Source organism: Streptomyces sp. NPDC047108 (assembly GCF_040643575.1).
Taxonomy (GTDB): domain Bacteria; phylum Actinomycetota; class Actinomycetes; order Streptomycetales; family Streptomycetaceae; genus Streptomyces.
In genome coordinates, this window is sequence record NZ_JBEYUP010000030.1 from 34,266 (window position 1) to 46,883 (window position 12,618).

3 protein-coding genes are annotated in these 12,618 nt (G+C 73.6%); all 3 read left to right on the forward strand.

Features of this window, described 5'->3' with window-relative positions:
• Window positions 1-45: 45 nt before the first annotated feature.
• The 3 genes from ABZ822_RS31325 (at window position 46) to ABZ822_RS31335 (ending at window position 12,615) form a co-directional block, all read left to right on the forward strand.
• Window positions 46-11,070 (forward strand): type I polyketide synthase, encoded by an 11,025-nt coding sequence (locus tag ABZ822_RS31325; protein WP_360861625.1) that lies wholly within the window; start codon window positions 46-48, stop codon window positions 11,068-11,070.
• Window positions 11,067-12,317, forward strand: a complete 1,251-nt coding sequence (locus ABZ822_RS31330) for an activator-dependent family glycosyltransferase (RefSeq protein WP_360861627.1) — start codon at window positions 11,067-11,069, stop codon at window positions 12,315-12,317. The genes ABZ822_RS31325 and ABZ822_RS31330 overlap by 4 nt, the downstream gene beginning before the upstream one ends.
• A 103-nt stretch (window positions 12,318-12,420) precedes the next feature.
• Window positions 12,421-12,615 (forward strand): ferredoxin, encoded by a 195-nt coding sequence (locus ABZ822_RS31335; protein ID WP_360861629.1) that lies wholly within the window; start codon window positions 12,421-12,423, stop codon window positions 12,613-12,615.
• The last annotated feature ends 3 nt before the right edge of the window (window positions 12,616-12,618 follow it).

Genomic DNA, 12,618 nt, shown 5'->3' on the forward strand with positions numbered 1-12,618 from the left:
GACCACCGCCGTGACCGGCACGACCTTCAGGGCGGGTGAGTACGCGTGAACGAGCAGGAGAAGCTCCTCAGTTACCTCAAGAAGGTCACCGGCGATCTCCACGAGACCCGCAAGCGGCTGCGCGAGGCGGAGTCCGCTTCCCGGGAGCCGGTCGCCATCGTCGCGATGAGCTGCCGTTTCCCCGGCGGCGCCGACACGCCCGAGGAGCTGTGGCGTCTCCTCGGCTCCGGTGGCGACGCCATGACCGAGTGGCCCACCGACCGGGGCTGGAACCTCGCCGACCACTACGACCCCGAGCCCGGCCGCCCCGGCAGGACGTACTGCACCACCGGCGGCGCCCTCCCCGGCGCCGGCGACTTCGACGCCTCCTTCTTCGGGATTTCGCCGCGCGAGGCGCTGGCGATGGACCCGCAGCAGCGGCTGCTGCTGGAGATCTCCTGGGAGGCGTTCGAGCGGGCGGGCATCGACCCGATGGCGCTGCGCGGCTCCCGGACCGGTGTCTTCGCCGGCACCAACGGCCAGGACTATCCGGCGCTCCTGCTGGCCTCGCAGGAGAGTCTGGAGGGGCACGTCGGCACCGGAAACGCCGCCAGCGTCGTCTCCGGCCGCATCTCCTACACCCTCGGTCTGGAGGGTCCGGCCGCCACCATCGACACCGCCTGTTCCTCCTCCTTGGTCGCCCTGCACCTGGCCGTACGGGCGCTGCGCGCACGGGAATGCGACCTGGCGCTCGCCGGCGGCGTCACCGTGATGTCCACCCCCGGCCTGTTCCTGGAGTTCAGCCGGCAGCGGGGACTCGCCCCCGACGGCCGCTGCAAGGCGTTCGCCGAGGCCGCGGACGGCACGGGCTGGTCCGAAGGGGCCGGAATGCTGCTGGTGGAGCGGCTGGCGGACGCCCGGCGCCTTGGACATCCGGTGCTCGCTGTGGTCCGTGGCAGCGCGGTCAACCAGGACGGTGCCTCCAACGGCCTGACCGCCCCGAACGGTCCCTCCCAGCAGCGCGTCATCTGGCAGGCCCTCGCCGACGCCCAACTGTCCACCGCCGACGTCGACGCCGTGGAGGCGCACGGCACGGGGACGACCCTGGGCGATCCCATCGAGGCGCAGGCGCTGCTCGCCACATACGGCCAGGACCGCGAACGGCCGCTGTGGCTCGGCTCGATCAAGTCCAACATCGGGCACACCCAGGCCGCCGCCGGCGTCGCCGGCGTCATGAAGATGGTGCTCGCCATGCGGCACGGCCTGCTGCCCCGCACCCTCCACGTCGACCGGCCCACCACCCACGTCGACTGGACCGCGGGCCGTGTGGAACTGCTCGACGAGGCCCGGCCCTGGACGGCCGACGACCGGCCGCGCGTGGCAGGTGTCTCCTCGTTCGGCGTCAGCGGAACCAACGCTCACGTCATCCTCGAACAGCCAGCCCCCGAAGGGCCGGAGCCCGCCGCATCCGAGTCCGCAGGACAGCCCACCTCCGTAGGGCCCGAGTCCGCCGAACAGCCCGGCCCCGACGCAGCCCGGTCCGCGGGACAGCCCGGCTCGCCCCCGGCCCGCGTCGCGCTGCCCTACGTCGTCTCCGGGCGCAGCGCCGCGGCGCTGCGCTCCCAGGCCGCCGCTCTGCACGCCCGGTTGCGCGCCGACGACGCGCCGGCTCCGCACGACGTCGCCTGGTCGCTGGCCGCCACCCGCTCGGCCTTCGAGCACCGCGCCGTGCTGCTCGCACCGGCCGACGACAGTACGGAACTCCTGCGCGGACTGGAGTCGCTGGCGGCGGGCGCACCGGCGGCCGGGCTCGTGCAGGGCGTGGCCGACGTGGACGGCCGGACCGTCTTCGTCTTCCCCGGCCAGGGCCCCCAGTGGTCCGGGATGGCCACCGAACTCCTCGACTCCGACCCGGAGTTCCGCGAACACTTCACCACCTGTGCGGCGGCCGTCGAGGGGTACGTCGACTGGTCCGTCGAAGCGGTCCTGCGCGGTGAGGACGGCGCCCCCACGCTCGACCGTGTGGACGTCGTCCAGCCCCTGCTGTTCGTGACGATGGTCTCGCTGGCCCGCCTCTGGGAGTCCCGCGGTGTGCGCCCCGACGCCGTCGTCGGCCACAGCCAGGGCGAGATCGCCGCCGCCTGCGTGGCCGGGGGCCTCACCCTGGACGACGCGGCCCGCGTGGTGGTGCTGCGCAGCAGGGCCATCACCGCGCTCGCCGGCAGCGGCGGCATGGCGTCCGTGCTGCTGCCCGCGGCGGAGGTCGAAGAGCGGCTGGCCCGCTGGGAGGGGCGGGTCTTCGTCGCCGCCGTCAACGGACCGGCCTCCGTGGTCGTCTCCGGCGACGCAGACGCCGTACGCGAGGTGGTCGCCGACCTCACGGCCGCCGGCGCACAGGCCCGGCAGATCCCCGTCGACTACGCCTCCCACTCCTCCCAGGTCGAGCAGATACGGGAACGCCTCCTCACCGACCTCGCCCCCGTGGAGCCGCGCACCGCGGAGGTGCCGTTCTTCTCCACCGTCACCTGCGACTGGCTGGACACCGAACGCCTCGACGCCTCCTACTGGTTCGACAATCTGCGCCGCACCGTCCGCTTCGCCGACGCCGTACGCGCCCTGGCCGCACAGGACTTCCGCGCCTTCGTCGAGTCCAGCCCGCACCCCGTGCTGACCGCCGCCGTCCGCGACACCCTCGACGAGGACCGCCGCACGGGCACGGTCGTCACGGGAACGCTGCGCCGCGGCGAAGGCGGGCCGCGCCGCTTCCTCACGTCCCTTGCCGAACTGAGCGTGCGCGGCGGCTCGACCGTCGACTGGCCGGCCCTCGTCGGAGCAGGCACCCGCGTCGATCTGCCCACGTACGCCTTCCAGCGCCGTACCTACTGGCCCTCGCCTTCCCCTCTCACCGGGCTCGCGGCGGCCGATGGCACGGACCTCGACGCCCGCTTCTGGGAGTCCGTCGAGAACGGCGACGCCGGTCCGCTGGCCACCGCCCTCCACCTCGACCAGGACACTCTCGCCACGGTCCTGCCTGCCCTGGGCGACTACCGCAGGCGCAGCCGTGAGAACGCGACGGCCGACGCATGGCGCTACCGCGTCGGCTGGAAGGCCCTGCCCGCCACCACGGCCCCCGTGCTGCGCGGCAGTTGGCTCGTCGCGCTGCCCTCCGCACACCAGGACCCGGCTCACCCCCGCCACGTCCTGGCCACCGCCGTCGTGGACGCCCTCGCCCGCGCAGGCGCCGACCCGGTCACCGTCGAGATCGCCCCGCACGACGACCGCGACCGCATCGCCGAACTCCTCGACGCCACCGGACAGGACCGGCCCCAGGGGGTCCTGTCCCTGCTCGCCCTCGACGAGGAGGACCACGACGACCTGCCCGGCCTCCCCCGCGGCTTCGCCGCGACCGTCGCGCTCGTCCAGGCGCTCGACGACCTCGGCCAGGAGGCACCCGTATGGTTCGCCACCCGTGGCGCCGTCGCCACAGGGGCGGCCGAGACCGTCGACGCTCCGCATCAGGCCCTCGTCTGGGGCTTCGGCCGGGTCGTCGCCCTCGAACAACCCCAGCGCTGGGGCGGTTTGCTCGACCTGCCCGCGACCCTCGACCGGACGGCTGCCGAGCGCCTCGCCGCCGCTCTGGCCGGCGTCGGCCAGGAGGACCAGCTCGCCCTCCGGGACACCGGCCTCCTCGCCCGCCGGCTCACCCGTGCGGCAACGGGCGGCCTGGGCGCACGCCGCGACTGGACCCCCACCGGCACCGTCCTCGTCACCGGCGGCACCGGCGCCCTCGGCAGAAAGGTCGCCCGCAGGCTCGCGAGCCTGGGCGTCCCCGGCCTCCTCCTGGTCAGCCGCACCGGCCCCGACGCATCCGGCGCGGCCGAACTCCGCGACGAACTCACCGAACTCGGCGCCGGACACGTGGAGATCGCCGCCTGCGACATCGCCGACCGCGACGAACTCGCCGCGCTGCTGGCCGCCGTCCCCGCCGAACGACCGCTCACCGCTGTCTTCCACACCGCCGCCGTCCTGCACGACGGGACCATCACGACCCTCACCCCCGACCAACTCGCCGAGGTCCTGCGCGTCAAGGCCGGTGGCGCCCGCAACCTCGACGCCCTCACGCGCGGCCTCGACCTGTCCGCGTTCGTGCTCTTCTCCTCCACCGCCGGGACGATCGGCGCCCCCGGCCACGCCAACTACGCGCCCGGCAACGCCTTCCTGGACGTCCTCGCCCAGCAGCGGCGCTCCCTGGGCCTGCGCGCCACCTCCGTCGCCTGGGGCCCCTGGGCGGACGGCGGCATGGCCGAGGGCTCGGTCGGCGAACGCCTCCGGCGGCACGGCGTGCGCCCCATGGACCCCGAACTCGCTCTCGGTGCCCTGCAGCAGGCCCTCGACCACGACGACACCACCCTCGCCGTCACCGACATCGACTGGGACCTGTTCGCCCACGCCTACACCACGGCGCGCCCCCGCCCCTTCCTCGACGACCTGCCCGAGGCGCGGCGTGCACTGGCCGCCGCCCGTACGCCTCATGGCGACTCCCGTCATGCCGACGCCGAGACCCCCGACAGCGGTGACCTCACCGGGCAGTTGGCGGCGCTCGACGAACCCGAACAGCGAGCAGCCCTCGAGGAACTCGTCCGCGCCCATGTCGCCGTCGTCCTCAACCACAACGGACCGCAGGACGTCGAACCCACCCGCTCCTTCCGCGAACTCGGCTTCGACTCCCTCATCGCCGTGGAACTCCGCAACGCACTCAGCGGGGTCCTGGGGCGCCCCCTGCCCGCCACGCTCGTCTTCGACTACCCCACCCCGGCCGACCTCGCCGAACACCTCCGCGGCACCCTCGCTCCGGCCGGCGCCGCCGCCCCGGCCGCCCTGCTTCCCGCGCCCCGCGCCACCGACGGCGACCCGATCGTCATCACCGCGATGAGCTGCCGCTTCCCCGGCGGGGTGAGCACACCCGAAGAGTTCTGGCAGCTCCTCGCGGACGGCAAGGACGCCATCACCGACTGGCCCGACGACCGCGGCTGGGACATCGACGCCCTCTACGACCCCGAGCCGGGCGTGCCCGGACGGGCCAGCAGCCGCGGCGGCGGGTTCCTCGACCACGCGGCCGAGTTCGACCCCGGCTTCTTCGGTGTCTCCCCGCGTGAGGCTTTGGCGATGGACCCGCAGCAGCGGTTGCTGCTGGAGCTGGCGTGGGAGGCGTTCGAGCGGGCCGGGATCGACCCGCTGTCGCTGCGCGGCTCACGTACGGGCGTTTTCGCCGGCACCAACTACCAGGACTACGCCTCCCGTCCCCTCGACCCGGCCACGGCCGACGAGGTCGCGGGCCACCTCGGCACCGGCAACTCCGCGAGCGTGATGTCGGGCCGCGTGTCGTACACCCTGGGTCTGGAGGGGCCCGCGGTGACGGTGGACACCGCCTGTTCGTCGGCTCTGGTGGCGTTGCATCTGGCGGTGCAGGCGTTGCGTGCGGGTGAGTGTGATCGGGCGTTGGCCGGTGGTGTGACGGTGATGTCGACGCCGGGGTTGTTCCTGGACTTCAGTCGTCAGCGGGGGTTGGCGTCGGACGGTCGGTGCAAGGCGTTCTCGGACGGGGCGGATGGTGCCGGGTTCTCCGAGGGTGCGGGTCTGGTACTGGTGGAGCGGCTGTCGGACGCGGAGGCGTCCGGGCGTCCGGTTCTGGCGGTCGTACGCGGTAGTGCGGTCAATCAGGACGGTGCGAGCAATGGTCTGACGGCGCCGAACGGTCCTTCGCAGCAGCGGGTGATCCGTGCGGCGTTGTCTTCGGCCGGGTTGAAGCCGGGCGATGTGGACGCGGTGGAGGCGCACGGGACGGGTACGTCGCTGGGTGATCCGATCGAGGCGCAGGCGCTGCTGGCGACCTATGGTCAGGACCGTGAACGGCCGCTGTGGCTGGGGTCGGTGAAGTCGAACATCGGCCACACGCAGGCCGCCGCGGGCATCGCCGGAGTCATCAAGATGGTGCTCGCCCTGCGCCAGGGAGAACTGCCCCGCACCCTGCACGTGGACCAGCCCTCCTCCCACGTCGACTGGTCGGCCGGCTCCGTGGCGCTGTTGAGCGAGAGCGCCGCATGGCCGGAGGCCGAAGGGCATACGCGCCGGGCCGGAGTCTCGTCGTTCGGTATCAGCGGGACCAACGCGCATGTGGTGCTGGAGGAGGCGCCGGCCGCGGTGGAGGAGTCCCGGGCGGTGGTGGTGCCGGCCGTCGACGGCATGGTGCCGTGGGTGGTGTCGGGGCGTACGGCGGGCGCGCTGCGGGCACAGGCGGGTCGCCTGGCGGAGTACGTGGCAGCTGACGACGCGCTCGGTGTCGCCGGTGTCGGCGGGGCCTTGGTGCGGTCGCGGTCGTTGTTCGAGCACCGGGCCGTGGTCTGGGGCGCCGACCGCGACGCGTTGCTGCGGGGGCTGGAGGCGGTCGCTTCCGGCGCGGAGGCGGTCAACGCAGCGACCGGCACGGCCCGTCGCGATGCGCGCACGGCCTTCCTCTTCGCCGGACAGGGCGCACAACGCCTGCACATGGGCCGGGAGTTGTACGAGACGTACCCCGTCTTCGCCGCGGCGTTCGACGCCGTGGACACCGAACTGCCGTACTCCCTGCGAGAGATCGTCTTCGGCGATGACGAGGAGCCGCTGAACCGGACGGAGTTCGCGCAGCCCGCCCTCTTCGCCCTCGAAGTGGCGTTGTTCCGGCTCCTGGAGTCGTGGGGTGTGCGGCCGGACGTTCTGGCCGGTCATTCGATCGGTGAGATCGCCGCCGCCCACGTGGCCGGAGTGTGGTCCTTGGAGGACGCCTGCCGACTGGTCGCCGCTCGCGGCCGGTTGATGCAGGCGCTGCCCGAGGGCGGCGCGATGGTGGCACTCCAGGCGTCCGAGGGGGAGGTGCGGCCCCTCCTCGGCGACCGGGTCGGGCTCGCCGCCGTCAACGGCCCGCGCGCCGTGGTCGTCGCCGGTGACGCCGGGGCCGTCGAGAAGATCGCGGCGCAGTTCCGTTCCCAGGACCGCAGGACCACGACCCTCCGTGTCAGCCATGCGTTCCACTCGCCGCTCATGGAGCCGATGATCGCCGACTTCCGCAAGGTCGCGGAGAGTCTGACGTACGAGCCCCCGACGCTTCCGTTCGTCTCCACCGTGACCGGGGAGACCGCACCCGCCGACGCGCTGACGTCCCCCGACTACTGGGTGCAGCACGTCCGCAGGACCGTGCGGTACGCCGATGCCCTCGGGACCCTCGCCGAGCAGGGAACCGGCCGCTACCTCGAACTCGGGCCGGACGGCACCCTCACCGCCCTCGCCCGGACGGTCCTCGACGACCACGGACCGGCCGTCCTCGCCCCCGTACTCCGCAAGGACAGGGCCGAGCCGTCCTCGCTGCTCGGAGCCGTGGGCCTGCTGCACGCCGACGGCCTGAGCGTCGACTGGACACCCCATCTGCCGGACACCGCGCCGGTGTTGCTGCCGACCTACGCCTTCCAGCGGCGACGCTACTGGCTGGAGGCCTCCGCACAGCCGGGCGATGTGACCGCCGCCGGGCTGGAACGGGCCGAGCATCCGCTGCTGTCAGCCGCGGTGAGCGTCGCCGACACCGGAGGGCTGCTCCTCAGCGGACGCCTGTCCGCCCGGGGCCATTCCTGGCTCGCCGATCACCAGGTGCTGGGCCGCACCATCCTCCCTGCGACCGCCTATCTGGAACTGGCCCTGCACGCCGGTGATCTGGTCGGCCTCGGCCAGGTCGCCGAACTGACCCTGGAAACCCCCCTGGTGCTCCCCGAACGCGACGCCGTGCAGCTCCAACTCACCCTCGGCGGCCAGGACAAGGACGGGCGGCGGCCGTTCGGCGTGCACTCGCGGAGCGTGGACGACGCCGCCGACCGTCCCTGGACCCGCCACGCGCAGGGACTCCTCGCCGAGGAAACCGGAGCGGTGCCGCCGGAGAGCGGGGTCTGGCCGCCGCCGGATGCCGAACCGGTCGAGCCCGATATGGCGGGGGAGGACGGCTGGTACGAGCGGTTCGCCGCCGGAGGGTTCACCTACGGGCCGGCGTTCCGGGGACTGGGCCGCGTGTGGCGGCGGGACGAGGACGTGTACGCCGAAGTGGCGCTGCCGGAGAGCCATCGCGCCGAGGCCGCCCGCTACGGACTGCACCCCGCCCTGCTGGACGCCGCCGTACAGACCCTGCTCGTCGAAGCGTTGGAGGCCGAAGGCGACGGGGGAGCCGAGGCGACCCTGCCGTTCGCGTGGAGCGGCGTCTCTCTGCACGCCACGGGAGCGAGCGCGCTGCGCGTCCACCTGGCTCCGACGGGACGACCGGACGAGTACACCGTGTCCGTCGCCTCCCCGGACGGGCGGCCCGTGGCGCATGCGGACAGCCTGGCGCTGCGCCGGGTCACCGCCGGCCAGATCCCCGAAGCCCCCGAGCCCGGCACGCCGGACTCCCCGCCGCCCCTCCTCGTCCAGCGCTGGCGGTCCGCAGAGCCCCAGCCCACCGCCCCGGCACCCGAGACCGTGCGCTGGGCACTCCTCGGACAGGGCGACGCCGGTCTCGCCGAGGCGCTGGACGCCTCCGGAGTGCACCTGGAGTGCTACGCCGACCTCGCCTCGCTCGCTGCGGCCGTCGACACCGGGACCGCCGCGCCCGAGGTCGTCCTCACCGCCTGCACGGCTCCCGATGCGCCCGCGCCCGTGGCCGCCAGAGAGGTGCTGGCCGCAGCCGTCGATCTGGTACGGAACTGGATCGTCGACGACCGGTTCTCCGGTTCGCGTCTGGTCCTCGTCACCCGCGGGGCTGTCGCCGCCGGTGAAGGGGAGGACGTGAGCGACCTCGCGGGCGCCGCCCTGTGGGGACTCATCCGGTCCGTCCAGCTCGAACACCCCGACCGGTTGCACCTCCTCGACCTCGACGCGGCGGACGGTGCCGGGGGCGAGGACGCGCGGCGCGCCGTCCCGGCCGCGGTCGCCGCCGCACGGCCGCAGTCCGCCGTGCGCGACGGAGTGCTGCTGCTGCCGGACCTCACCGCACGGGCCGCGGAGCCGGCGTCCGGCTCCGGGCCCGCTTCACCCGTCGATCCCGACCGGACCGTCCTCGTCACCGGCGCCACCGGTGCTCTCGGCTCCCTGGTGGCACGGCATCTGGTCACCCAACACGGTGCGCGCCGGCTGCTGCTGGCCTCCCGGCGCGGCGCGGACGCACCGGGGGCCGACGCCCTGATCGCCGAACTGGCCGCACATGGTGCCGAGACGACCCTCGTCGCGTGCGATGTCGGCGATCCCGCCGGCCTCGAGGACCTCCTTGCCCGCGTCCCCGAGCAGTACCCGCTGACGGGCGTCGTGCATGTCGCCGGAGTCGTCGACGACGCGACGCTGACCTCGCTGACCGAGGCCCAGGTCGACCGCGTGCTGCGCCCGAAGGCGGATGCGGCCTGGCATCTGCACCGGTTGACGGAAGGTCAGGACCTGTCGTTCTTCGTGCTGTTCTCCTCGGCGGCGGGCACGTTCGGTGCGGCCGGCCAGGGCGCGTACGCCGCGGCCAACGCCTTCCTCGACGGACTGGCCGGGCGCCGCCGGGCGCGAGGACTGCCGGTCACGTCGATCGCCTGGGGGCTCTGGGCGGCCGAGAGCGGCATGACCGCCGGACTCGACGCCACCGACCGGGAACGGATGGCCCGCGGCGGCATGCTGCCGCTGACGGCCGACACGGGCCTCGCGCTGTTCGACACGGCCCTCGCCGCACCCGACGCGGCCGTGGTCGCCGTGGCCCGGGACGCGCGGCCCGCATCGCGTACACGCCGTGCGGTCGCCGCGGGTGCACCGGACGACGGCGGGAGGTCGCTGGCCGCACGGCTGGCCGGGCGCGAGGAGGCGGAACGCCTCGCGGTGCTGCTCGATGCCGTCCGGGAACAGGTCGCAACCGTACTCGGCCACGACTCGACCGACGAGGTGCTGCCCGACCGGCACTTCGCGGAGCTGGGTTTCGACTCGCTGACCGCGGTGGAACTGCGCAACCGGCTCGGGGCCATGACCGGTTTCCGGCTGCCCCCGACGCTCGTCTTCGACCTCGACACGCCAAAGGCACTCGCCGCCGATCTCGCGGAGCGGTTCGCGGCGGCGACGTCCACCGCACACGGCGCCCCGGAGGGGGCCAGGCCCGGCGACGGGGCGGCACAGGGCGCCGGCCGGTCCGAGGACACCGTGGGCGCGCTGTTCCGCGCGGCCTGCGAACAGGGCCGTATCGACGAGGGGTTCGCCCTGCTCCAGGCGGTCGCCGAGCTGCGGCCTGTCGTCGAGTCGCCGGCCGACCTGACCGGCCCGGCCTCCGGGCTGCGGCTGGCCGCAGGGGACGAGGGCGCCGCGCTGATCTGCTTCAGCTCGTACGTGGCGCTGGCCGGGGTGCACCAGTACGCGCGGTTCGCCTCCGCGTTCCGCGGCCGGCGGGACGTATGGGCCCTTCCCACGCCCGGCTTCGGACGCGGCGAACCCCTGCCCGCCTCGCTCGACGTGGTGGCCAGGACGCAGGCCGAGTGGGTGCTGCGGTGTGCCGGTGACAGGCCGTTCGTCCTCACCGGCTCCTCCTCGGGCGGCATCCTGGCGCTGGCCGCCGCCCGCCATCTGGAGGAGACCGGCCGGCCCGCCCTGGGTGTGGCACTGCTCGACACCTACATGCCGCGCACCGACTCGCCGTTCACCCGTTTCTCGGCCGAGATGCTGGGCGGGATGTTCGACCGGGAGTCGATGTTCGCGCACATGGACGCCGACCGGCTGTCCGCGATGAGCTGGTACATCAGCATGATCGGCGAGTGGGATCCGGGTGAACTGGCCACGCCCGTGGTGCTGATGCGCCCCAGCGAACCACCGGTCACCGCCGCCCAGGAGGGGCCGCTGGAACCGGGGGACTGGCAGAGCTCCTGGGACGGCGCCGGCAGCGTGGTCGACGTCCCCGGCAATCACTTCACGATGATGGAGTCGCACGCAGCCACCACCGCGAGCGCCCTCGCCACCTGGATCGGCACAGATCTGCCGCCCCATGCCGCCGATCGTCCGCCGGCCGACCGAAACGAGGGAGCATGATGCGGGTCCTGTTCGTCACCCTGTCCGAGAAATCCCATGTGTACCTCATGGCTCCCCTGGCGTGGGCACTCACCGCCGCCGGCCACGACGTCCGGGTGGCGAGCCAGCCCATGGCGACCGAGACCATCACCCGCGCCGGGCTCACCGCCGTCCCCGTCGGCAGCGACCACGGCATCCACCGCGACATGGCCGCCTACCGGGAGTCGCAGGACTACCGGACCGCGAACTGGAGCCGCTGCGAGCGCCCCGACGTGGACTGGGCGGAGCTGAAGGAGCGCTACGAGCTGAGCGTCCCCTATGCGTTCGCCGTCTACAACGACTCCATGATCGAGGACCTGGCGGCCCTCGCGCAGAGCTGGCGGCCCGACCTGGTCGTCCGGGACCCCCTGGCGTACGCGGGGGCGGTCGCCGCCCGCATCAGCGGCGCGGCGCACGCCCGCCTGATGTGGTGCGCCGACGTGTGGGGCCGCACCCGTCGGACGTACCTGGAGCTGATGCGCGAGCAGCCCGAGAGCGAGCGGGTCGATCCGCTCGCCGCGTGGCTGGCCGCCCGGTCGGAACCGTTCGGCTTCTCCTGCGACGAGGAGATGCTGCACGGCCAGGCCACCATCAGCACCCTGCCCGCGGCGCTGTCGGTCCCGACGGCATCGCCCGAACTGCCGATGCGCCACGTCCCGTACAACGGTCGCGCGGTGGTGTGGGACTGGCTGCGCGAGGCACCCAAGCGGCCGCGTGTCTGTCTCAGCCTGGGGGCCTCCAACACCGAGGACTACGGCGGCGACTACGTCTCGGTGCAGGAGATCCTGGACGCCCTCGCCGACGAGGACCTGGAGGTGGTGGCCGCGCTGCTGCCCGCCCAGCGGGAGAAGCTGACCGCCGTCCCCGACAACGCCAGGGCCGTCGACTCGGTGGCGCTGCACACGCTGCTGCCGAGCTGCTCGGCCGTCATCCACCACGGCGGCTACGGCAGCTTCGCCACCGCCATGGCCGACGGCGTGCCCCAACTGGTCCTCTCCACCCTGGTCTCCGACCATGAACTGCGCGGCCGGGCGCTCCAGCAGGCGGGCGCCGGCATCCATCTGCACCACCGGGAGGCCACCGCGGACACCGTGCGCGACCACATCCGGCAGCTCACCGGTCAGCCCGAGTACGGCGAGGAGGCCCGGCGTCTGCGGGCCGCCTGCGAAGCGATGCCGAGCGCCCACGACGTGGTGCCGGCCCTGGAACGACTGGCGGAGGTCAGATGACCACCCGCCGCCCCCCACCGCGTCCCGCTGCGGGAAACGATCCGCCGGCGGACGCGAACCCCCGACCCTGCGAACCAGCCCATCACAGGAACAGGAGATCACCATGAAGATCACCGTGGACCGCGACCGCTGTGTCGGAGCCGGCCAGTGCGTGCTGGCCGCCGCCGGCGTCTTCGACCAGAGCCTGGACGACGGGCTCGTACAACTGCTCCAGGCCGAGCCGCCCCAGGACCTTCAGGCCGGCGTCGAGGAGGCGGAGATGATCTGCCCCTCCGGCGCCATCGAGCTGCAGTCCTGACGG